The sequence below is a fragment of the Kribbella hippodromi genome (genome assembly GCF_039531045.1).
GTDB classification, from domain to species: domain Bacteria; phylum Actinomycetota; class Actinomycetes; order Propionibacteriales; family Kribbellaceae; genus Kribbella; species Kribbella hippodromi.
The window spans coordinates 59,794-81,807 of sequence record NZ_BAAAPH010000024.1 but is presented as its reverse complement, the minus strand read 5'-3'; the positions used below and the strand labels follow the sequence as shown (position 1 = coordinate 81,807).

The following is a 22,014-nucleotide window of genomic DNA, read 5'->3' as shown; positions in this document are numbered from 1 at the left end:
CCGACCGGCTGGTCACCCGTAGTCGCCCCAACCACAGGCCGGTTGCTCCCGGCCGGTCCGCTCACCGGTCGTGCATCTCCGCTCGTTCGGGCGGTCGGCCGAGAACCACCCGCTGCTGGGACTGCGAAGTGGGTTTGTAGTTGGGCGACCCGGACCAGCGTCTCCGCGACCAGTCGGCGGTCGCCGACGGCTCTTGCGGCGTCCTCGTCGGCCCACCGCTCGGCTGCGGTCGCCGCGGCGCGGGCAGCGGGACGGAGCAGCGGGTTGACGGCCGCAGTCAGCCCGGCGATCAGGTTCCACCAAGCGTGATGATGCGCCAAATGTGAGTTCTCATGCGCAAGCAGCACCTTCCGCTCGCGATGGTCAAGCGCACGCAGCAGACCGCTCGTCACGATCACCCGACCGGCCGGTTGCGGCGTACTGAAAGCATCCGGCCGTTCATCCTCCAGTACGACCAAATCACCAACCGGCCGAAGCCCGCGGCACGCCCGATGCACCGCAATCAGCGCCCGCGCCTGACGCAACCCGGCAACCAGAAACGACCCAAGCGCAACCATCACCAAACAACCGCTCACCGCGGCAGGCCAAGCCGGCACCGGACTGTCGCTCCGAAGCGCCGCGGGCGACCACGCGCCCTGCTGCGCAACCAGCGGGAACTGCCCAACCCACGTGAACGCCATCACCGCCAGGATGAACACCCCGCTGGCAGCCGCGAGCAGATTGCCCACAACGAGCAGCACGGTCGCAACCGACGGCACCAACCGCCGGCTCGCAGCCGGCGCGATCAACGCATAACCAACGATCGCGATCAGCCCCAGGACCGCGGCGGTCGTCATGACGCGCGCTCGTCGGCCGCCAGGAGATCCACCAGCAGCTGGGACTCCTCCCGAGACAGTCCGCGGGCAAACCGAGTCAGCACGGCAGCGCGATCGCCCCGCTCATCCAGCAGCCGATGAATCTGATGCGCCGTCACCTCCGCGGCATCGACAACAGCCGTGTACGCGTACGAACGGCCGACGCGCTTCCGGGTCGCGAGGCCCTTCGTAGCCATCCGCGCCAGCACCGTCATCACGGTCGTGTACGCCAGCTCACCGCCCAGCGCATCACGTACCTCAGTAGTGGTCATCGCCCCACCGCCCGCGGCCAGTGCGGCGAACACCTGCTGCTCCAGGTCGCCCCGCCCGCGACTCTGGCTCCGGGATGCCTGCACCGACGTCTCCTCATGACTACTACAGACAAGGTAGTAGCATTCAGCTACTACCCGAATTGTAGTAGATGGGGGCTACGGTGAATCACTGGTTGTTCGGGCAGATCAACGAGTTCGCCGAGGCCACGCCGTGGTTGCACGGTCCGGCCCAGGCGTATGCGAATTACGGCGTCGTACTGTTCGGCGTCCTGCTGGTCGCGGGCTGGTGGGTGGCGCGGCGATCGGGGCAGGTGGCGGGGGTGGCTGCGGCCATCGCGGCGGGTGGTGCGACCCTGTTGGCTGTGGCTGTCAATCAACCGATCGTGCATGCGGTGCACGAGGCACGCCCGTACACGACGCTGCCGAACATCCTCGTGCTCGCGAACCGGAGCACCGACCCGTCGTTCCCGTCGGACCACGCGACGATGGCCGGCGCGGCCGCGGTCGGGCTGTGGATCGTGAACCGGCGGCTCGGGATCATCGCGGCCGCCGCCGCGGTGCTGATGGCGTTCACCCGGGTGTACATCGCGGCGCATTTCCCGGCCGATGTGGTGGCCGGCCTGCTGCTCGGCGCGATCGTTGCCCTCGGCACCTGGTTGCTGTTGCGCCGGCCGCTGACCTGGGCGGTCGAGGCGGTCGCGACAACCAGGTTGCGTCCGGTGCTGGTCGACGTACGGCGGCCGCGTCTGCCATGAAGGGGCTGACTGACTGGCTGCTCGGTCTGCACGGGGCGGCCGTGTACGGCGTGGTCGGGCTGCTGGTGTTCGCCGAGGACGCGCTGTTCGTCGGTTTCGTACTGCCGGGTGAGACGGCGGCTGTGCTTGGGGGAGTGATCGCGGCGCTCGGGCATGCGTCGTTGCCGATCGTGCTCGTGGTGGTGATCGGCGCCGCGATTCTCGGCGACACGGTCGGGTACGAGGTGGGGCGCTTTTTCGGGCCGAAGTTGCTGTCGAGCCGGCTGGTGAAGGGCCGGTCCGGGCGTCTCGACGCAGCGCGTAAACAGCTGGCCGAGCGGGGCGGGACGGCGGTGTTCCTCGGCCGGTTCGTGGCGTTCTTCCGGGCCACGATGCCGGCGCTCGCCGGGATGTCGGGGATGCGCTACTTGAAGTTCCTGAGTTTCAACGCGGCCGGTGGGATCGTTTGGGGCACGGGCGTGGTGCTGCTCGGGTACCTGGCCGGCCACTCGTACGCCAAGGTCGAGAAGACCTTCGGCCGGGTCGCCGCGCTAGTCGTCGCGGCGATCGTGATCGTGGTCTTCGTGGTCTGGCGAATCCGCCGCCATCGCGCGGAACGGGCCGCCGCCGAGTGACCGGATCAAAACGCGTCGCCTGGCTGGTGCTGACGATCGGAGCGTTCGTCGGCCTGCTCGCCTGGGTGTTCCCGGACGCGATCGACCACCGCGGGCAGATCGATGCCGCGGGCACCCAAATGGCGCGGTGCACGGCCGAGTCGGAGCATTACCACGACGGCCGGGTGCAGGTGCTGCATCACCTGGCTCGGTGCGCGCGGGCCAATACGCGGGTACGCAACGAGCTGCGGGACGAGGTTCCGGCCGTGGCGATCATCGCGCTGACCATCGCCGGCAGCTGGCAACTCGTCAGCCGCCGACGAGCGCGGGTCTAGAGGACCCGTTCCCACATCGTTCGCTGGGCGACCGGGCGGAAGCCGAGTTTCGTGTTGACTGCGATCATCGGGGCGTTCTCGGGCGCGTTCCAGGTGTGCAGTACGGCCTTGCGCGCGACACCCGCCTGCAGTGCGCGAAGGTTCGGCGCCTTGACCGCGACCCCGAGCCGGTTGCCGCGGTGCGATCGGCGGACGTACGTGTCGTACTGATTCAACCGATCGGGCGTCTCCGGCGTACCACCCATCTGCGTGTACGCGGCCAGCTCGCCAGACGCGATGTGTACGGCGGCAGTCGTGTACGTGAACCGTCCTTGCGCGACCCGGCGCGCTTCCGCATTCCGCACCAGCTCAGCCGTCCACCGAATCGGCTCGTCCGTGCGATCGCCGGTCGGTACGTCCTCGCTCATCCCACTCAGCAACTCGACGAACTGCGGCATCCACTCATCCGGTGTGTGTTCGCGCCACTGAACGATCTCGTACCCGTCAACTGGCTGATCCAGCCGATCCAAAGCCGCCTCGTCCAGGGGGAACTCGGCCACCTGATGCAGCTCGGCATGCTTCCGCACAAACCCCCGCGCCGCCGCGAACCGCGTCCCCGGGCTGTCTCCGGTCTCCGGATCCCCCGCCATGTTCGTCCCCGACAGGATCCGCCGCCCAGCCGCCTTCGCCTGCTCAACCGCAACTTCCAGCAACCGGCTACCAACCCCACGCCGCCGATACTCCGGCACCACCGCAAGCTCAACATCCACCGTGTCGGTGTTCCCCACCAGCCACCAATCCAGCCAAGCCACCCCCAGCCAGACATCCCCGTCCACCAGCCCAAGCCCAGTAGCCCGCACATCCGCATGCTCCCGAGCCATCACCACCCGAGCCTCCTCAACCCCCAACCCCACCGGAAACTCAAGCTCTTCCCGCCGAACCCCAAACTTCACCCCATAAAACCGCCGAAACACATCCGAATCCCGCCCATCCACCGCAACAATCTCCACCCCCAAACCCTAACCACCCCACCCACCACCCGCGAACTACCATCAGCCGATGGAGTACCACTTCGGCGTGTACGCCCGCATCAGCGCCGCCGGCTGCATCCTCCTCGTCCACAAGACCCGAGGCCCGTACACCAATCTCCTGGACCTACCCGGCGGCCGCCCCGAACCAGGCGAGTCCTGGCCCCAAACCCTCGAACGAGAACTCCAGGAAGAACTAGGCCTACGCATCACCGCACCCACCGACTTCACCCCGTTCACCCTGCACGTACGCGAATCCTCCGCAGGCGAGCCCATCAACCTCCACCACCACGGCGTCTACGCCGATGTAGCCCTCCCAACGGCTCTCCCCACCACCTCCATCACGTCGTCCGACACTGCCGGCTCCGAGTGGTTCAACCCCACTACCGACAACCACAGGCGCCTGAGCGCACTCGCCCGCGAAGTTCTCGCCTAAGTCGCCCTACACCAACCGATCCGCGCCGACCCGCCCCGTGCGTGACCTCGGACAGGGACTCGGGACCTTGGACACTTGATGCGATGTCCTAACCCACGGAGCGATCAACCATCGGTTAAGGCGCGGACGTTCTCGACGGTGGCGGAGAGTGTGAGGTTGGTGGTGTCGAGGTGGGCGAGGTGGAGGCGGTTGAGCTGATCGAGCATCGCGGACTGGTAGTCGAGGGAGCGGGCGAGGAACTTGTCGACCAGCAGTCGGCGGTCGGCAGTCAGCTCGTCGTACCGGCTGGTGTCGTGGATGCGGTCGGCCAGCACGCGCTTGTCCGCGGTCAGCCAAACGGCCGCCGTGTACGGCGCCCCGAGCCGGACGACGTACTCCGGCCACACCCCGGACCCCTCCAACAGCAGCCCAACCCCCGGAGCGGGGGTGTGAGTTGAGATCAGCTCCTCCACCCGTGGCCACATTCGTTCGTAGTGCTTGAGGAGCGCCTCGACCAGTTGCACTTCCGTGAGGGAGCGGTAGTGCTCTACGACATGCTCCGGCACGTCTTGCTCGGTCGTCGTCCACGGACGGCCGGGGTGACGGCCGAGCCGGTCCGTCGACACGTACTCGTACCCGAGCCGTCGCGCGATCACCTGAGCCACCGTCGACTTGCCGGCGTTCGAGGTCCCGCCGATCAGCAGGACCCGTACGGCGCCCACCGCTGGTTAGTGGTGCGGGCGGAGGGCTCGGTTGGCGGCTGGTTCGGCAATTGTGGTGCGGAAGGGGTGGGCGGGGTAGACGCCCAGGAGGCGGACCTCGACGGAGAAGAAGGCGAGTTCTTCCAGGGCGAGGGCTACGTTGGGGTCTTCGGGGTGGCCTTCGATGTCGGCGTAGAACTGGGTGGCGAAGAACATGCCGCCCAGCTGGTACGACTCCAGCTTGGTCATGTTCACGCTGTTGGTCGCGAAACCACCGAGCGCCTTGTACAGCGCGGCCGACACGTTGCGGACCCGGTACACGAAGGACGTGATGATCGGGCCCGACCCGACCGGCGGGATCTCGGGTTCACGGGAGAGGACCAGGAATCGGGTGGTGTTGTGGTGCTCGTCTTCGACGTCGGACGCGAGGGTATCGAGGCCGTACAGCCCGGCGGCGGCCCGTGGTGACAGCGACGCGACGGTCGGGTCGCCGAGTTCGGAGACCTCCCGCGCCGCGCCGGCGGTGTCATCGGCGACGACGGTCGACCAGCCGTGCTCGCGGATGATCTTCCGGCACTGGCCGAGGGCGTGTACGTGGCTGCGGACCGTCTTGATCCGATCCAGCGAAGTCCCGGGGACACCGAGCAACTGGAAGTGGATCGGCAGGAAGTACTCACCGACGATGTGCAGCCCGGACTCAGGCAGCAGGTGGTGGATGTCCGCGACCCGTCCGGCGATCGAGTTGTCCACCGGGATCATCGCAAGTCCGGCGCGCCCGCTGCTGACCGCCTCGAGCGCGTCCTCGAACGTCGTACACGGCAACTGCTCGCGCTCGGGGAACATGTCGGTGCACGCCATCGCCGAGTTGGCGCCTGGCTCACCCTGATATGCGATCGGTCCGTCCACGATCTACCAGACTAGACCCACCCATCTCACCAACCGGATCAGGTGTCCGTCTTACGGACCCTGTCCGGTGCCCCAGTGACCGCCCGCCCCTCCAGCGCCTTGGCTTTGGTGGCGTACATGTCCAAGTACTCCTGCCCGGACAGCTCCATGATCTTGTACATGATCTCGTCGGTGACTGCCCGCAGGATCAGCCGGTCGCTCTCCATCCCCTCGTACCGGGAGAAGTCCAGCGGCTCACCGAACTTCACCGTCGGGGACGCGAACGACGCGACGACCTTGCCCGGCGGTGCGACCACGTCGGTACCGATCACGCCGCACGGGATCACCGGCACCTTCGCCTCCAGCGCCAGCCGCGCGACGCCGGTACGCCCCTTGTACAGCCGGCCGTCGTGCGAGCGGGTGCCCTCCGGGTAGATCCCGAACAACTCGCCGCGCTCCAGCACCTTCATCCCGGCCCGCATCGCGCCCTCGGACGCCGACCCGCCGGACCGGTCGATCGGCACCTGCCCGGTGCCCTTGAAGAACCCGCGCTGGAACCGGCCCTTGATCCCCGCGCCGGTGAAGTAGTCGGACTTCGCCACGAACGTCACCCGGCGGCGCAGTGCCAGCGGCATGAAGATCCAGTCGGCGTACGAGAGGTGGTTGCTGGCGATGATCGCCGCGCCGGTGGCCGGGATGTTCTCGGCACCGAGAACGTTCGGCCGGAAGATGCGTTTGACCGGCGGTCCGACGACCAGGTTCTTCAGCACCCAGTAGATGCCCCTGCCGTCGCCGTCGCCGGCATCCACGACCGCTGGGTCCGGCTCGCGCCGCGGCGACTGTGCCGGTTCCGTCATCGGTGTCCTCTCCTCACAACTGCTCCCGACCCCTCATGATGCCGCACGCGGGCCCGGTTCGGCGCCAGGTCGCCACGCGGAAGGTCCTGACGTACTCGGGCCCGCCTTCGTAAGCTGCTGACGTCAGCGTCGCCCAGCTGGTGGAGGAACGATGCGTACGAAGCTCCTGACCGCACTTGCCGCGCTGATCACCGGCTTGCTCATCACGCTACCGCCGCCCGCCCAGGCCGCCGTACTGGACGCCGCCGGGCCGGAGGCGACTGTGGTGCCGATCCAGGTCAGTGGGCCGGCCGCCTCCCGGTTCAACCTGGTGGTGATGGGTGACGGCTACACAGCGTCCGAGCTGCCGAAGTTCCGCGAGCAGTTGGACAAGCACTTGAACATCCTCTGGAGCATCGAGCCGTTCAAGACGTACCGGAACTACATCAACGTGTACGCCGTGGAGATCGCCTCTCCGGAGAGCGGCGTGGACTGCGACCCCGGGCTGGATGCACCGAAGCGGAACACTCCGTTGCAGATGGGGTTCTGGGGCGGCTGCAATCCGGGCAGTGTGCAGCGGTTGCTGACAGTCAGCCAGGCGGCGGCCACGCAGTACGCCGACCTGGTTCCTGGTACTACCTCCGCCAATCGGCAGATCCTTGCTATCGGCAACAGCGCGACGTACGGCGGCGCGGGTGGTTCGTACGCGACTGCGTCGGGCGGGAACGCACTGTCGGCTTTGATCACACCGCACGAGCTGGGGCACTCGCTGGGTGGATTGCAGGATGAGTACGACTACTACGCGCGGGGCGATCGCGGAGCTCCGTACCAAGGGTCGGAGCCGTCCTCGATTCATCACAGTCTGCTGACCGAGCAGCAGATGCTGGATCAGCACAAGAAGTGGTACCGCTGGCTGGGGGAGCCGTCCGAGTCCGGCGGGACGATCGGGCGGTACGAGGGCGGGATGTACGCCGGTTCGGGTGTCTGGCGACCCAGTGCGCACTCGATGATGAAGGTGCTCGGGTACTACTTCGATCAGGTGTCGCGGGAGCGGATGACCCAGCGATTGTCGGCAAAGGCGACGCTGTTCCAGGGGAGTACGCCGGCTGGTCCGGTCGCGGCTGACCAGGTCGTTTGGCTGCAGACGTTGCACCCGGTCGACCACGAGCTGGACGTCACCTGGACGCTCGACGGTGCCGTACTACCAACCGCCAACGCCCGCGCCGTCGACCTCGCCGCATTGGATCTCGCGCCGGGTCAACACACGCTGACCGCGTCTATTGTTGACAATACTACGTTCATCCGCGACCCCACCGTCCGCCCAACCGCCACCCGCACCTGGATTGTCGACAATAGTCAGCCCACCCCGCCCGCATCTGCCGCGCCGATGTTCACCACGTCCAGCTCGACCGAGCACCCGGTCAGCGCGGACGAGGTCGTGTACGTGGAAACCACTCAGCCCGCGACCGCACAGCCGGCCATCACCTGGCGACTCGACGGCGCCGTCGTACCCAACCCAGGAAACGACCGGGACCTCGCCCTCGCGCCGCTCCACCTGACCGGCCGGCACACCCTGACCGCGCAGGTAGGCACCGACTCACTCACCTGGCAGGTCGATGGCGTCGAACCGACCGTCACGCCCACCATGTCCAAGCCACTCCTGACCGTGAACAAGACCAGCGGTCCGGAGTACATCTACGACGACATGTTCACAATGGGATTGTCGGCAAAAGATGACAGCCCGGGGTACGTCGTCCCGGAGTTCCGCGTGGACGGCGACGGTTGGTACAACTACTACGGCTGGCCGACCGACGCCTCCGCGCCGTTCCGCTTCACCGCCGAAGGCACCGAGATCGACCAGCTCGTGTACGGCAAACTCGGCGTACCGCGCGTCGTCCCATGGGACAACGTCCCGTCCGGCTACGGCCGCCACCAAGTCGAGTACCGCGCAATAGATGCCACCGGCAACATTGGTACGCCCAAGCAATTCGCCGTCACGCTCTTGCATCCCGCGCCCGCCTGCACCACAACGCGAACCGGCACCTACAACGGCCCGCTGTACCTGACCTCCGGCGTCACCTGCCTGACCAACGCCACCATCAACGGCCCGATCGTCGTCGCGGCCGGTGCATCCCTGATAGCGCGCGACAGTCGCCTGACAGGCCCCGTACGAGCCGACCGCGCCGCCGACCTGCAACTGCTCCGCTCAACTGTCGGAGGCCCAGTCAGCGCCGACCGCACCAACCGCAGCCTGGTCATCATCGGCACCACGATCCAAGGCCCGCTATCCGTCGCCAACGCCACAACAACCCAGCCTCCGGCCATCGCCGGCAACACCATCAACGGCCCACTGACCTGCGCCACCAACACCACAGCACCAACGAATCTCGAGGCACCGAACAGGGTCGCCGGACCACGTTCCGGCCAGTGCGGAAGGCTCTGAGCCGCGCTGACATGGAAGTGAGTTTCGCCGACATGTCATCCGGCGTCCGGGGCACATAACTTTTCCGGTGCGGGGAGTTCCCGCCGTACTGGAGGAGTGAAATGAACGGACTGCGGGTGGCGGCACTGATGGCGGCCACGATGACGACGGGCCTGGTGGCCGGGGTGTACGGGATCTACGCGAACGCGTTCATGCCCGGCCTGGCGACGACCGACGACAAGACCTTCGTGAGCGCGTTCCAGGCGGTCGACCGGGCGATCGTGAACCCGCTGTTCCTCGGCCTCGGATTCGTCGGCGCGCTGCTGTTCACGTTGCTCGCCGGCGCGGTCAGCCTGAAGGAGAAGGCGCTGCCGTGGATCGCGATCGCGTTCGTGCTGTACCTGGTCTCGATGATCGTCACGGTCGCGGTGAACGTACCGATGAACGACGCGCTGAAGGCGGCCGGCGACCCGGGCTCGATCGACGTCGCGGCGGTCCGAGCGGCCTTCGACGAGTCGAAATGGCGGACCTTCAACCTGGTCCGGACGGTGCTGGCGACGGTGTCCTTCGGCTTCCTCGGCTGGGCGCTCTACCTGACCGGAAAATCCGCCGCCCAGCCGTGAACACCTGCCCGGCACCGCGGCCGCCGGGTGGAAGCCGTCGGCACCCGATCGAAACCGTCGGCGAATCGACCCACCGACGGCTGATCCCAGGAGCCTTTCAGGGCGGACCTGGGAGCGTTTCTCCCCATATACGCCAGAAACGCTCCGGCAGACCGCTCCCCGGAACGGTTTCCCAAGGATGCAGTATCACTTTATTTCCAGGTACGGTTCGTCCCGATCGGACCCTGGGGAGGCAATGGTGGCCGACGAAACGGCGAGCGAAACAGCCGGCGGGGCGGCGTCGGGGGACGGGCTTTCAGGGGCGGGGGATTCGCGGGAGGTGGATTCGCGGGACTGGTGGGATTATCGGCCTGTCTTCTCCACCGTCGACAAGGGCGGTCGGATCACCGGCCTGGCTCCGGGGGAGCGGCCCGGGCAGCTGACCGGGCGATTGCTGATCTCATCGGCCCTGTGCTTCATCGGTTGGGGCATCGCGAGTCTGCTGGGTACGTCATTGCTCTGCGGCGGCACGTCCGCGCCCGCGGGCAGTTGCGCTGTCGACGTACCCGGTGAGGTTCCGGTTGGCTGGGCGATTGTCGCCGCGATCATCGGCGGGTACCTGACCCTGTTCGTCACCACGGACGTCACCGAACAAGCACGGCAAGAGTTCGGGCAACGCCGGGTCGCGTCGTTCCTGCGCTCCGCGCCGCTGCTGGCCGGACTGGTTGCCGGCGCAGCCATCTCGGTTGTCACCGCGCTGCGGATTGACACCGCCGAGACGATCCGGCGGACCACCCAAGGCCTGGTCGGCACCGAGGCGATCGCGATCTCGGCGGCCCTCGCGATCCTGGCCGGTCTGTGGTGGATCGCCGTGGTGCTACGGCTGCCCGGCGCCCTGCTGCACGCGCACCGGCGGCAGACGACGATCGAACGGCTCCGCCGGGACGGACACCGGTACGACGGGCAGGTACGCCTCGGAGACATCATCTACTGGCTCGGCAACAACCCCGAGCTGCATGTCACCATCGAGTACGACTCGCCGGCCGGGCATCACCAGCGCCGGGCGCGGATGCGTACGTCACCCGATCGGGTACCCGTCGACGGCAGTCGCGTCATCGTGTACGACGACCTGCGCGGCGACGTACACGTCGAGCTGAACCGCGCCGCAAGACCGGCCTGGGCACCGGAAGCGCGGTACACCCCATCGGAATGAGCGGGGGAGCCGCCGCGAGCGCCGTCGGGTTGAGCGCGGGGCTGTGGTGAGTGCCGTCCGATCGGGGTCGATGGCTGTTTGAGAGACTGTGGGCGTGCCACCAGTTCAAGCTCCGCCGTCGCAGCAGCTGCCCGCGGTCCAGAAGCTCCGCGTCCGGTTCGCCAAGCGGGGGCGGCTGCGATTCACCTCACACCGCGACTTCCAGCGGGCGTTCGAGCGGGCCGTCCGGCGCGCCGGGCTGCCGGTGGCGTTTTCGCACGGTTTCAGCCCGCACCCGAAGATCTCGTACGCGGGCGCCGCGCCGACCGGAGCAGCCTCCGAAGCCGAGTACCTGGAGATATCGCTCACACAGGAGCGGGACGCCGAGCAGGTCCGGGCCGCCCTGGACGAGGCGCTGCCGCCGGGGCTGGACGTCCTCGAGGTGGTGGTCGCCGGGCCAGGTGGGCTGGCCGAGCGGCTGGAGGCCAGCGAGTGGCTGATCGCGTTGCCCGGAGTCGATCCGGAGGCGGCGGAGGCAGCGGCGCGGGCGTTCCTCGGGCGGGAGGAAATTCTGGTCGAGCGCATGACCAAACGCGGACTTCGCTCGTTCGACTGTCGGGCCGCCGTTCTCCGACTCACCGTCGCGAGTGAACCGGGGCCGGTTGCGACGTGTGCGATACTGCAAGTGGTGTTACGGCACGGAACCCCGGCCGTGAGACCCGACGACGTTCTCGCCGGCGTGCGCGAGGTAGCGACGCTCCCGGTGACGGGCCCGGCTCTTTTGACCAGGCTCGCCCAGGGCCCGCTCACCGCGGACACCGGCACGGTGGAAGATCCGCTCGCTCGTGACCGCGACGCCAACCAGGCGACCGCGACCGGCCAGGCAGATCCCCACCAGACGCACACAGCGGAGGGCGACGCCGCCGCTCCCTCTGTGCCCTGAGCGCGGGCGGAGCGGATCCAGCAGGCTTCCGCCACGTTGCGGCCCCGAGTAGTCCGGGGGCCAGGCGCGGCGAACCGTGACCGCCTTGTGGCCGCGCCCGGACCCGTGACAGGGGTCGCAGGATGCGCCGGAGGGCTTGAGGAGACCCGCACTGCATGCTCGACAACGAGCCGACCACCGAGGCAGCCGAAACGGCTGCCACCGACGCCGCCCCCTCGACGCGCCGTGGCGCGAAGAAGGCGCCGGCCGCGAAGAAGACCACCGCCACGCGCAAGCGCACGGTGAAGAAGACCGCCGAGCCGGTTCCGGCCGCTGAGGCGGTCCCGACCCAGGCCGACGACCAGTCGGCCGACCCGGCCCCGGTCAAGAAGACCGCGAAGACGGCCGCCAAGGCCGCCGCGAAGAAGGCCCCGGCCGCGAAGAAAACCGCCGCCAAGGCGCCGGCCAAGAAGACCACCAAGCGCGTCGCCAAGAAGGCGGCCCAGGACACCCTCCCGGACGCCCCCGGGGCCGACGCCTCGTCGTCCACCGCGGATGCGGGCCCGGTCGTGGAGAACGCTCCCGCCAAGAAGGCCACCCGCAAACGCACCACGAAGAAGGCTGCGGCCTCAGCCGACGCCGCCTCCGCCGGCAGTTCGCCGGCCGGTGCCGCGACTGGTGGCCTGGTGACGACGGATTCACCGGTCACCGATGGCCCGGTTGCTTCTGCTGACACGTCAGGTACACAGGAAGTGGCTGCCCCACGCAAGCGCACCACCCGCCGCCGCACGACCACCACCGACACGACGACCGCGACCGCCCCGGCGGGCGCCGACGGAGCAAGCGCCGGGACCAGGGCGAGCCGCGCGAGCGGCTCGAACTCTGCGGCGGATGCTGATGGTGGCGCCGGTGCGAGCTCCTCGGACGGTGCGCCGGCGGGGGAGACGGGTGCTCGGCGTACGCGGCGTCGCGCGGCTGCGCCTGCCGCTGTGCTGTTCCAGGCGCCGACGCAGGACAACCCGGCTCAGCAGGCGCCCGTTGAGGCCACCCCGCTCGAAGCCGCCGCAGGCACCACCCCCGAGCCAGGCGCCGACGAGCAGCCAACCACCCGCCGCCGCACCCGCCGTGGCGCGTCCGCTGACGCCGAAGACACCGGCGCCAAGCCGAGCACCCGACGGAACCGCCGCGGTGCCGGCGCCGACGGTGCGCAGTCCGCGGCCGGGGAGAACGCCGCTGCCGACGGTTCGCACTCCGCGTCCACAGGCACCAGCGACTCCCGCTCCGCCTCCGCCGACCCGCACTCCGGCGCCTACGACTCGCACTCCGCCTCCACCGACTCCCGCTCTGACTCCGCCGACTCGCGCTCTGCCGCCGCCGACTCGCACTCCGGTGCCTCCGGCTCGCGTTCCGGCTCCGCCGGCGCTGGCGCCGGCGACTCGCGCTCGGGTGATGCTGCCGACGACGGTTCGGCGCGCACTCGCACTCGGCGTGGGGCGTCTGCGGACGGTTCGCAGGCGGCTGACGGTTCGCAGGGCGGTGCGGTTGACGGCTCAGCGGCTACGAGTGGTGATGCTGCTGACGAGAGCGGTTCGACTCGCACTCGTACGCGTCGGAGCCGTCGTGGTGCTGCTGACACCACCGTGGTTGAGGCCGACGGACAGGTTGAGGCTGAGGCCGACGCGCAGACCGACGGGCACCCGGACGGACACGCGGACGACGGCGACGAAGGGGGCGAGGGGACTCGCCGCCGGCGCCGGCGCCGTGGTGGGCGTCGCCGCCGCAAGGCTGGAGACGCCGACGGTGCCGACGACAGCACCGACGAGCACTCCGACGACGACCAGGACGACCACGACACCGACCACAGCGGCCGCGACAACCGTGACGGCGCGGGCCGCGGCGGCAAGCCGGACAGCGGACGCGACGGTGCCAAGCAGGACGCCGCCGGGCGTGACGGGTCCGACGACGCCGTTGAGGACGGCGATCACGACGCGAACGACTCTGACGACGACGAGGGCGGTAGTTCGTCCCGCCGGCGCCGGCGTCGCCGCCGTCGTAAGGGTGAGGACTCCGGTTCTGCCCCGGACGACCCGGACGAGACAGTCGTCCGCGTCCGCGAGCCGCGGAGCAAGAACACCGCGAACGAGATCACCGCGGTCGAGGGTTCGACCCGCCTCGAGGCGAAGAAGCAGCGCCGCCGCGAGGGCCGCGCCGCCGGCCGCCGCCGCGCGCCGATCGTGACCGAGGCCGAGTTCCTGGCCCGGCGTGAGTCGGTCGAGCGGACGATGGTGATCCGGTCCCGCGACGACCTGACCCAGATCGCGGTCTCCGAGGACAACGTCCTGGTCGAGCACTACGTCACCACGGCGGAGCAGACGTCGCTGATCGGCAACGTGTACCTCGGCCGCGTACAGAACGTGCTTCCGAGCATGGAAGCCGCGTTCATCGACATCGGCAAGGGCCGCAACGCCGTTCTGTACGCCGGTGAGGTCGACTGGGCGACGCTCGGCGGCGCGAACGGTCCGCGGAAGATCGAGCAGGTACTGAAGTCCGGCCAGTCCGTCCTGGTACAGGTGACCAAGGACCCGATCGGCCACAAGGGCGCGCGCCTGACGAACCAGATCAGCCTCCCGGGGCGGTACGTCGTGTACGTACCGCGTGGTGGCAACGGCGGTATCAGCCGCAAGCTGCCCGACACCGAGCGGAACCGGCTGAAGACGATCCTGAAGGACATCGTCCCGGACGAGGCCGGCGTGATCGTCCGGACCGCGGCCGAAGGTGCGTCCGAGGAGGAGCTGACCGCCGACGTCAGCCGCCTGCAGGCCGCCTGGGAGGACATCGAGAAGAAGTCCAAGAACGGCCAGGCGCCGCAGCTGCTGTACGGCGAGCCGGACCTGCTGATCCGCGTTGTCCGTGACCTGTTCACGGAGGACTTCGCGAAGCTGGTGATCTCCGGCGACCAGGCGTACGACCAGGTCCGGGAGTGCGTCGCCGGGGTTGCGCCGCATCTGGTCGACCGGGTCGAGAAGGCCCACAGCGACGTGTTCGCGAACTACCGGATCGACGAGCAGATCAAGAAGGCGCTGGACCGCAAGGTCTGGCTGCCGTCGGGTGGCTCGCTGATCATCGACCGGACCGAGGCGATGACGGTGGTCGACGTGAACACCGGCAAGTTCACCGGCTCCGGCGGAAACCTCGAGGAGACCGTCACCAAGAACAACCTGGAGGCGGCCGAGGAGATCGTCCGGCAGCTCCGGCTCCGCGACATCGGCGGCATCATCGTGATCGACTTCATCGACATGGTGCTGGAGTCGAACCGGGACCTGGTGCTGCGCCGGCTGGTCGAGTGCCTGGGCCGGGACCGGACCAAGCACCAGGTCGCCGAGGTGACGTCGCTGGGGCTGGTCCAGATGACCCGGAAGCGGATCGGTACCGGTCTGCTCGAGGCGTTCAGCGAGAACTGCGACCACTGTGGTGGGCGCGGGCTGATCCTGCACGACGAGCCGAAGGAGTCCCGGCGCCGCGACAGCCGCGGTTCCGCGAACAGCTCCGGGAACGGCGGCTCGGGGAACGGTGGCTCCGGGAACGGTGGCAACGGTCACGATCATGGGAAGGCCGCGCAGCCGGAGGAGAGCGGGCGGAAGAGCTCGCGCCGGCGTCGGGGCAAGAACCGTGGCGAGGACGAGCCGGCCGCCGAGGCGGAGGCGCCGCAGCACAACGGCGACGCCGCCCAGAGGCTGGCCCAGATCGCGGCCGCGACGGTGAAGAAGGACGAGGAGCCGGGTACGCCGGTTGCCGCGGACGCCGGCACACCGGAACCCACCGGCTACCCGATCGCCGACGCCGAAGCCCACATCAGCCCCGAAGCCACCGGCTTCCCGGCTGCGGAGGTCGCAGGCGCCGACCGAGCGCCAGCTGAGGGAGCTGCCGAGGCGGACGCGACCGAGGCGGCGCAGAACGGGTCAGGCAAGTCGACCCGGCGCCGGCGAAGCAGTCGGAGCCGTAGCAAGACCGCTACCGAGGGTGATGGGACGGGTGGCTCGACCGACGCCACCGAGCTCGTCAGCACCCACGGTTGAACCGATTTCGAGTTTGCCAGCCTCGGGCTGTAAGCTTGTGGTTCGGTGCGCTCCCGGCGCACCGAACCTGTGCTCGGTGTGTAAGTGTGGCAAGCGAGTTCGCCTCGTAGCAGTCCCGCCCACACCATCACACTTGTAAGTTTTCCGATCCAGCAGAGAGTGAGATCCACGGTGTACGCGATCGTGCGCAGTGGCGGCACCCAGCAGAAGGTCGCCGTCGGCGATGTCATCGAGATCGACAGCCTGACCGAGAAGGTGGGCGACACCGTCGCGCTGCCGGCGGTCCTCGTCGTCGATGGCGACACCGTGACGGCCGACGCTGCGGCGCTGGCCAACGTGGCTGTGTCGGCCGAGGTCCTCGGCCGTACCAAGGGCCCGAAGATCAACATCCTCAAGTACAAGAACAAGACCGGTTACCGCAAGCGCCAGGGGCACCGTCAGCACTACACCCAGGTCAAGGTCACCGCGATCGACTCGAAGAAGAAGTGAGCTGATCTCGACATGGCACACAAAAAGGGAGCGGCCTCGACCCGCAACGGTCGTGACTCCAACGCGCAGCGGCTCGGCGTGAAGCGGTACGGTGGTCAGCTGGTCAACGCCGGCGAGATCATCGTCCGGCAGCGCGGCACCCACTTCCACCCGGGCAACCTGGTCGGCCGTGGTGGCGACGACACGCTGTTCGCGCTGGCCGAGGGCCACGTGGAGTTCGGCACCCGGCGCGGTCGCCGCGTCGTCAACATCGTCCCGGCCCCGGCGGAGTAACACCGCCACCCGGACGAAGTACAAGCTCTGCACAAGGGCGGGTCGCGGAATACCGCGTACCCGCCCTTTTGCTATGTAGGCAACAGCACTGGGTGAACACCAGCGCTGTGTAGGCAACAGCAGGAACCTCTGGCAGGAAGAGAACATCGATGGCCATCCCCAGCTTCGTCGACCGCGTCACGGTGCACGTCACCGCCGGTCGCGGCGGAAACGGGTGCGCCTCGGTGCACCGCGAGAAGTTCAAGCCGCTCGGCGGACCGGACGGTGGGAACGGCGGTGACGGCGGCAGTGTGATCCTGCGCGTCGACCCGGACGTGACCACGCTGGTCGACTACCACCGCTCCAGCCACCGCGCCGCGACAAATGGTGCCCAGGGCAAGGGTGACCACCAGGCCGGCAGCAACGGCGGCGACGTCGTCCTCGGTGTCCCCGAGGGCACGGTGATCAGCACCGCCAACGGCGAGGTGCTGGCCGACCTGGTCGGACCGGGCGCGGAGTTCGTCGCGGCCCAGGGCGGCAAGGGCGGTCTGGGCAACGCGGCCCTGGCCAGCAGTTCCCGCAAGGCCCCTGGTTTCGCGCTCCTGGGCGAGGACGGCGAGGAGCGTACGCTCGTCCTCGAACTGAAGGTGGTTGCCGACATCGGCCTGGTCGGTTTCCCGAGCGCCGGCAAGTCGTCGCTGGTCGCCTCGATCAGCCGCGCGCGACCGAAGATCGCCGACTACCCGTTCACCACCCTGATTCCGAACCTGGGTGTCGTCATCGCCGGCGACACCACGTTCACCGTCGCCGACGTACCCGGCCTGATCGAGGGTGCGAGCGAAGGCCGTGGCCTCGGGCACGACTTCCTTCGTCACGTGGAGCGGTGCGCCGCACTCGTCCACGTCATCGACTGCGCGACGTACGAGCCGGGCCGGGATCCGCTCAGCGACCTGGACACGATCGAGGCCGAGCTGCGCGCGCACGGTGGGCTGGAGGACCGGCCGCGCATCGTTGCCCTGAACAAGATCGATGTACCCGATGCGCGCGAGATCGCCGACATGGTGCAGGCCGAGCTGGAGCAGCGCGGGCTCAGGGTGTTCCCGATCTCGACTGCGTCGCACGAGGGCCTCGAAGCGCTCAAGTACGCGATGGCCGAGATCGTCGTCCGCCGGCGCGCGGAGCAGGAGAAGCCCGACACCACGCGGATCGTGATCCGGCCGCAGGTGCAGGGTGGTCCCGAGTTCAAGGTGAAGCAGCTGCCGGAGGACGGCGGCTGGCTGGTACAGGGCGAAAAGCCCGAGCGCTGGGTCCGGCAGACCGACTTCGCGAACGCGGAGGCGACCGGCTACCTGGCGGACCGGCTGAACCGGCTCGGCGTCGAGGAGCAGCTGATCAAGCTCGGCGCGCAGGCCGGTGACGCGGTGATGATCGGCGACGGGCCGAACGCGATCGTGTTCGACTTCGCTCCCGATGTCGCGGCCGGCGCGGAGATCCTGGCCCGCCGCGGTGAGGACCACCGGCTGGAGGAGGACCGTCCCGCGGCGCAGCGGCGGCGGACGAAGGACAGCGAGTATCACGCGTACCGGGCCGGGGAGCGGGCCGAGGGCTGGGTCGAACACGGCCAGGACTGGGACGCGGACGAGGTCGACATGTCACCGGCCGAGGCGAAACGGGCCGCAGAGGCGGCCGCGAAACTGGCGCGCAAGGAAGCGCGTGAGCGAGCGGCGGAAAGCACAGAAAACGGTTGATGTCATGGACCAGCGCGCGGAGGCGTTGAACGCCACGCGAATCGTCGTGAAGGTCGGCTCGTCGTCGCTGACCCAGCGCGGCAAGATCGACCACGAACGACTCCGGCTGCTCGTCGACGCGATCGCGGCGCGCCGGGTGGAGGGCACCGAGGTGGTGCTCGTCTCCTCCGGCGCGATCGCGGCCGGGCTGGCGCCGATGGGCCTGCGGACCCGGCCGCGCGACCTCGCCACGCAGCAGGCGGCCGCGTCGGTCGGTCAGGGTTTGCTGATGGCTCGGTACAGCGACGCCTTTGCGACGCATGGTTTGCGGGTCGGGCAGGTGCTGCTGACGGTCGACGACGTGACCCGGCACAGTCATTACCGGAACGCGTACCGTACGTTCGCGCGGCTGCTCGAGCTTGGTGTCGTACCGATCGTGAACGAGAACGACACGGTCGCGACGACCGAAATCCGGTTCGGTGACAATGATCGGCTCGCGGCGCTGACCAGTCATCTCGTACACACCGATCTGCTTTTGCTGCTGTCCGACGTGGACGGGCTGTATGACGGGGATCCCCGGAAGCCGGGTACGTCGATGGTGACCGAGATCCGGGGAGCGGCCGATCTGGAGCCGTTGGCGATCGGCAAGAGCGGTGCGTCCGGCGTTGGTACCGGCGGGATGCAGACCAAGGTCGAGGCGGCCGCGATCGCTACTGGGGCAGGGATTCCGGTCATCTTGACGTCGGCGGGGCGGGTCGGCGAGGCGCTTCGTGGGGAGCCGGTCGGGACGTTGTTTCATCCGACTGGGCGGCGGCGCAAGTCGCGGTTGTTGTGGCTGGCGCATGCGACGTCGGGGCAGGGTGTGCTGCGGCTTGATGAGGGAGCGGTTCGGGCTGTGACGCAGCGGCGGGCGTCGCTGCTTCCGGCCGGGATCACTGGTGTGGAAGGGACTTTCGGGGCAGGGGACCCGGTTGATCTGGTGTCGCCGTCGGGAGTGACGATCGCGCGTGGGCTGGTCAATTACGACGCTGCGGAGTTGCCGGAGTTGCTGGGGCGTTCGACTCGGGACCTGGCGCGGGAGCTCGGAGCGGCGTACGAGCGTGAGGTCGTGCACCGGGACGATCTGGTCCTGCTGTGAGGGCGACGTTTGTGCGCCTGTTCTGAAGGTGTTTCTTGAGGAGGGTGCTGGGGTGAAGAAGGTGGCTTGGGGGCTGCTTGCGGCCTGGATTCTTCATGATCTCGAGGAGCTCGCGACGATGCCGTCGTTCTCGCGATCGCCTGATCTGCCGCAGCCGTTGCCGAAAGTACTGCCGATGTCCGGCGGCGAGGCGGCGACCGCGATCGGTCTGACCGGGATCGTGATGGCGGCGGCGTCCGCTGCCGGGGCACGGACCGGTGGGCGCAGCAAGCTCTTCCAGGCCTCGTTGCTGGGCTTCGGGTGGCATGCCGGCACGCACATCGCGCAGTCCGTCGTCCTGCGTCGCTACACCCCGGGTCTGGTCACCACACCGCTCGTCGTGATCCCGTACAGCGTGTGGGCGTGGCGGCGGTTGAAGGCGGCCGAGGTACCGGTCGCGCCGGCTGATCGGCGGCTGGACATCGCGCTGGCGGCCGTCGTACCGCTCGCGCATGTGGTCGCACGGTTGCCGCGGCTGAAGCACCGGTTCCGTACGAGTTCTAGGATGAACAAGTGAGCGAGATCATCGAGTTGGCCCGGCGGGCGCGCGTCGCCTCGTACGCGCTGGCGGAGGCGTCCCGGGCGACGAAAGACGCGGCACTGCGCGCGATGGCGGCGGCGCTGCGGGCGAACACGGACGCGATCGTCGCGGCCAACGCAAAGGACGTCGCGGCGGCGCGCGAGGCTGGTACGCCGGAATCGACCGTCGACCGGCTCGCGCTCGACCCGGCGCGGGTCGACGGGATGGCGGCCGGGCTGGAGCAGCTTGCCGGGCTCAATGATCCGGTCGGCGAGGTGGTTCGCGGGTACACCTTGCCGAATGGTCTTGAGCTTCGTCAGGTGCGCGTGCCGTTCGGTGTTGTCGGGATCATCTATGAGGCGCGGCCGAATGTAACTGCCGATGCTGCCGGGATCTGCTTGAAGTCCGGTAACGCCGTGCTGTTGCGCGGTTCGTCGTCGGCCGCGGCGTCCAATGTGGCGATCGTCGCGGTGCTGCGTGATGCTGCCGAGGCGAGTGGGTTGCCGGCGGATGTGGTTCAGGGTGTACCGACTGATCGCGCCGCGGTGAAGGAGCTGATGCAGGCGCGCGGGCTGGTGGACGTACTGATTCCGCGTGGTGGTGCCGGGTTGATCCAGACGGTTGTCAGCGAGTCGACGGTGCCGGTGATCGAGACCGGTGTGGGCAACTGCCATGTGTACATCGATGCTGACGCGGATCTTGATCTCGGGTTGGAGATTTTGCTGAACTCCAAGGTTCAGCGTCCTAGTGTGTGCAATGCGGCCGAATCGTTGTTGGTGCATGCCGCGGTCGCCGACGAGTTCCTGGCGCGAGCCCTTCCTGCTCTGGCTCACGCGGGCGTCACTGTCCACGGTGACCCGACGGTAGTTGCTGCCAGCAAGCACTTGGGCGGGGCGGACGGCGCTGCGGCGACTGCGGACGCCGCGCCGGTGGTGGCGAACGCGGCGCCGGTGGTGGCGGCTGACGAAGACGACTTCGGCACCGAGTACAACTCGCTTGATCTGTCGGCTGCTGTGGTCGGGTCGCTCGAGGATGCGGTTCAGCACATCCGGCGGTACAGCTCCGGTCACACCGACGCGATCGTCACCCGCTCGCAGGCGGCCGCGCGGCGCTTCACTCAGGCGGTCGATTCGGCCGCGGTGGTCGTGAATGCCAGCACCCGGTTCACCGACGGCGGCGAGTATGGCTTCGGCGCCGAGATCGGCATCTCCACCCAGAAACTGCACGCCCGCGGGCCGATGGGCCTACCGGAGATGACGTCGACGAAGTACGTCGTCACCGGAGAGGGTCAGCTCCGAACCTGAACGTCCGCACCACCGGCGGCTCATCGGCGACAACAGCCAGAGCCGCCCGGTGGTTCACGCCGACCTCAAGCTCCCGCACCTGAATCCCTTTCGGAACCTCAGCCTGCAGATCACCGCGCAGTCCCTCGCCGGTCGCCTTCACCACAGCTTCTTTCCTGGTCCAGTACGTCGTGAAGCGCTGTGCTTTCTCCAGCCCCTCGTACTTGCCGAGCTCCTGTTGTTCACTGTTCGTCAAGGCGAATCGTGCGATCCCGTCGACATCCACCCCCGGGTCGACCTTCTCGACATCCAGCCCGACGACGCGATCCGAGAAGGCGACTCCCACCAGGTCGCCCGAGTGGGTCACGGACAGCTCCACGCCGTCCGTACGCACCTTCCCATGCGGTTTCCCACACTCGGCGCAAGTCCGATCCAGCCGAACACTTGCCGGCAGCAACGAAAACCGAGCCCCCACCACCTGCCGCACAATCGTCACCCCCAGCAGGAACCGGTCCCTGTCCACCTCCCGCACATAAGCCGCCAACCGCCCCCGCTCAACGGAATCCAGATCCTCCACACACTCCCGCCGAACCTCCCCAACCCCCGCCCACCAAACCTCCACCCCAGCCCCCATCACACCCACGCCGCCCCGCCGTGCTCGGTCCCGCCGTGCTCGGTCCCGCCGCGCACCGCCCCGCC

At 68.5% G+C, this 22,014-nt stretch carries 22 protein-coding genes; 15 read left to right on the top strand and 7 right to left on the bottom strand.

Annotated features, from left to right (window positions below; genetic code table 11):
* Both ABD260_RS30565 and ABD260_RS30560 read right to left on the bottom strand, forming a co-directional pair.
* A partial coding sequence (locus ABD260_RS30565; RefSeq protein ID WP_344239096.1) for a M56 family metallopeptidase occupies positions 1–836 on the bottom strand: 836 nt, incomplete at its 3' end.
* On the bottom strand, positions 833–1,210 hold the full coding sequence (locus ABD260_RS30560) for a BlaI/MecI/CopY family transcriptional regulator (RefSeq protein WP_344239094.1): 378 nt from the start codon (positions 1,208–1,210) through the stop codon (positions 833–835). The genes ABD260_RS30560 and ABD260_RS30565, both read right to left, overlap by 4 nt.
* Positions 1,211–1,287: 77 nt before the next feature.
* Here ABD260_RS30560 and ABD260_RS30555 point away from each other — a divergent pair, with 77 nt between their 5' ends.
* From ABD260_RS30555 to ABD260_RS30545, 3 genes are read left to right on the top strand one after another with little or no spacing between them, the layout of a single operon-like run.
* Complete coding sequence (locus ABD260_RS30555; protein WP_344239092.1) at positions 1,288–1,881, top strand: phosphatase PAP2 family protein; 594 nt, start codon at positions 1,288–1,290, stop codon at positions 1,879–1,881.
* A complete protein-coding gene (locus ABD260_RS30550) occupies positions 1,878–2,495 on the top strand; it encodes a DedA family protein (protein ID WP_344239090.1) in 618 nt (205 codons plus the stop codon). The genes ABD260_RS30555 and ABD260_RS30550 overlap by 4 nt, the downstream gene beginning before the upstream one ends.
* A complete protein-coding gene (locus tag ABD260_RS30545; protein ID WP_344239088.1) occupies positions 2,492–2,809 on the top strand; it encodes a hypothetical protein in 318 nt (105 codons plus the stop codon). The genes ABD260_RS30550 and ABD260_RS30545 overlap by 4 nt, the downstream gene beginning before the upstream one ends.
* On the opposite strand, the gene ABD260_RS30540 is transcribed toward ABD260_RS30545, so the two are convergent.
* Complete coding sequence (locus ABD260_RS30540; RefSeq protein WP_344239191.1) at positions 2,806–3,669, bottom strand: GNAT family N-acetyltransferase; 864 nt, start codon at positions 3,667–3,669, stop codon at positions 2,806–2,808. The two genes, ABD260_RS30545 and ABD260_RS30540, sit on opposite strands and share 4 nt — an antisense overlap.
* A gap of 178 nt (positions 3,670–3,847) precedes the next feature.
* On the opposite strand from ABD260_RS30540, the gene ABD260_RS30535 reads away from it, so the two are divergent.
* The gene (locus ABD260_RS30535) at positions 3,848–4,252 is read left to right on the top strand and encodes an NUDIX domain-containing protein (RefSeq protein WP_344239086.1); all 405 of its coding nucleotides are present in this window, start codon (positions 3,848–3,850) and stop codon (positions 4,250–4,252) included.
* A gap of 104 nt (positions 4,253–4,356) precedes the next feature.
* Here ABD260_RS30535 and ABD260_RS30530 read toward each other — a convergent pair whose 3' ends face one another.
* Genes ABD260_RS30530 through ABD260_RS30520 form a run of 3 tightly spaced genes read right to left on the bottom strand, consistent with a single transcriptional unit; the run spans position 4,357 to position 6,674 of the window.
* Positions 4,357–4,953 (bottom strand): AAA family ATPase, encoded by a 597-nt coding sequence (locus tag ABD260_RS30530; protein ID WP_344239084.1) that lies wholly within the window; start codon positions 4,951–4,953, stop codon positions 4,357–4,359.
* Between the two features lie 6 nt (positions 4,954–4,959).
* Entirely contained in the window at positions 4,960–5,838 is an 879-nt protein-coding gene (locus ABD260_RS30525; RefSeq protein WP_344239082.1) for a prephenate dehydratase, read from the bottom strand.
* Positions 5,839–5,876: 38 nt separating this feature from the next.
* Complete coding sequence (locus ABD260_RS30520; RefSeq protein ID WP_344239080.1) at positions 5,877–6,674, bottom strand: lysophospholipid acyltransferase family protein; 798 nt, start codon at positions 6,672–6,674, stop codon at positions 5,877–5,879.
* A 151-nt stretch (positions 6,675–6,825) separates the two neighbouring features.
* Between ABD260_RS30520 and ABD260_RS30515 the strand changes: the two genes are divergently transcribed.
* The 11 genes from ABD260_RS30515 (at position 6,826) to ABD260_RS30465 (ending at position 21,336) form a co-directional block, all read left to right on the top strand.
* Positions 6,826–9,096, top strand: a complete 2,271-nt coding sequence (locus ABD260_RS30515) for a M64 family metallopeptidase (protein WP_344239078.1) — start codon at positions 6,826–6,828, stop codon at positions 9,094–9,096.
* Between the two features lie 101 nt (positions 9,097–9,197).
* Positions 9,198–9,698, top strand: a complete 501-nt coding sequence (locus ABD260_RS30510; protein WP_344239076.1) for an anthrone oxygenase family protein — start codon at positions 9,198–9,200, stop codon at positions 9,696–9,698.
* 238 nt (positions 9,699–9,936) lie between these two features.
* Complete coding sequence (locus ABD260_RS30505; protein WP_344239074.1) at positions 9,937–10,890, top strand: metallophosphoesterase family protein; 954 nt, start codon at positions 9,937–9,939, stop codon at positions 10,888–10,890.
* Positions 10,891–10,984: 94 nt separating this feature from the next.
* A complete protein-coding gene (locus ABD260_RS30500) occupies positions 10,985–11,812 on the top strand; it encodes a TIGR03936 family radical SAM-associated protein (RefSeq protein ID WP_344239072.1) in 828 nt (275 codons plus the stop codon).
* A 155-nt stretch (positions 11,813–11,967) separates the two neighbouring features.
* Complete coding sequence (locus tag ABD260_RS30495; protein ID WP_344239070.1) at positions 11,968–15,867, top strand: Rne/Rng family ribonuclease; 3,900 nt, start codon at positions 11,968–11,970, stop codon at positions 15,865–15,867.
* A gap of 171 nt (positions 15,868–16,038) precedes the next feature.
* Positions 16,039–16,356, top strand: coding sequence for a 50S ribosomal protein L21 (rplU, locus tag ABD260_RS30490; protein ID WP_344239068.1), 318 nt, complete (start codon positions 16,039–16,041; stop codon positions 16,354–16,356).
* Positions 16,357–16,368: 12 nt separating this feature from the next.
* Positions 16,369–16,629 (top strand): 50S ribosomal protein L27, encoded by a 261-nt coding sequence (gene rpmA / locus ABD260_RS30485; RefSeq protein ID WP_130381076.1) that lies wholly within the window; start codon positions 16,369–16,371, stop codon positions 16,627–16,629.
* 149 nt (positions 16,630–16,778) lie between these two features.
* Entirely contained in the window at positions 16,779–18,356 is a 1,578-nt protein-coding gene (gene obgE / locus ABD260_RS30480) for a GTPase ObgE (RefSeq protein WP_344239066.1), read from the top strand.
* Between the two features lie 4 nt (positions 18,357–18,360).
* Positions 18,361–19,473 (top strand): glutamate 5-kinase, encoded by a 1,113-nt coding sequence (proB, locus tag ABD260_RS30475; RefSeq protein ID WP_344239064.1) that lies wholly within the window; start codon positions 18,361–18,363, stop codon positions 19,471–19,473.
* A gap of 52 nt (positions 19,474–19,525) precedes the next feature.
* Positions 19,526–20,029 carry an HXXEE domain-containing protein gene (locus ABD260_RS30470; protein ID WP_344239063.1) on the top strand — a complete coding sequence of 168 codons (504 nt, stop codon included), beginning with the start codon at positions 19,526–19,528 and terminating at the stop codon, positions 20,027–20,029.
* On the top strand, positions 20,026–21,336 hold the full coding sequence (locus ABD260_RS30465) for a glutamate-5-semialdehyde dehydrogenase (protein ID WP_344239061.1): 1,311 nt from the start codon (positions 20,026–20,028) through the stop codon (positions 21,334–21,336). The genes ABD260_RS30470 and ABD260_RS30465 overlap by 4 nt, the downstream gene beginning before the upstream one ends.
* Here the strand turns inward: ABD260_RS30465 and ABD260_RS30460 are convergent.
* Entirely contained in the window at positions 21,308–21,682 is a 375-nt protein-coding gene (locus ABD260_RS30460; RefSeq protein WP_344239059.1) for a 4'-phosphopantetheinyl transferase family protein, read from the bottom strand. The two genes, ABD260_RS30465 and ABD260_RS30460, sit on opposite strands and share 29 nt — an antisense overlap.
* Positions 21,683–22,014: the final 332 nt, after the last annotated feature.

What these genes read in the sequence shown, in the direction of transcription:
- ABD260_RS30550 (WP_344239090.1), top strand. Translation starts at nt 1,878, where the DNA reads ATGAAGGGGCTGACTGACTGGCTGCTCGGTCTGCACGGGGCGGCCGTG.
- ABD260_RS30540 (WP_344239191.1), bottom strand. Translation starts at nt 3,669, where the DNA reads ATGGCTCGGGAGCATGCGGATGTGCGGGCTACTGGGCTTGGGCTGGTG.
- ABD260_RS30535 (WP_344239086.1), top strand. Translation starts at nt 3,848, where the DNA reads ATGGAGTACCACTTCGGCGTGTACGCCCGCATCAGCGCCGCCGGCTGC.
- ABD260_RS30520 (WP_344239080.1), bottom strand. Translation starts at nt 6,674, where the DNA reads ATGACGGAACCGGCACAGTCGCCGCGGCGCGAGCCGGACCCAGCGGTC.
- ABD260_RS30515 (WP_344239078.1), top strand. Translation starts at nt 6,826, where the DNA reads ATGCGTACGAAGCTCCTGACCGCACTTGCCGCGCTGATCACCGGCTTG.
- ABD260_RS30510 (WP_344239076.1), top strand. Translation starts at nt 9,198, where the DNA reads ATGAACGGACTGCGGGTGGCGGCACTGATGGCGGCCACGATGACGACG.
- ABD260_RS30495 (WP_344239070.1), top strand. Translation starts at nt 11,968, where the DNA reads ATGCTCGACAACGAGCCGACCACCGAGGCAGCCGAAACGGCTGCCACC.
- rpmA (WP_130381076.1), top strand. Translation starts at nt 16,369, where the DNA reads ATGGCACACAAAAAGGGAGCGGCCTCGACCCGCAACGGTCGTGACTCC.
- obgE (WP_344239066.1), top strand. Translation starts at nt 16,779, where the DNA reads ATGGCCATCCCCAGCTTCGTCGACCGCGTCACGGTGCACGTCACCGCC.
- proB (WP_344239064.1), top strand. Translation starts at nt 18,361, where the DNA reads ATGGACCAGCGCGCGGAGGCGTTGAACGCCACGCGAATCGTCGTGAAG.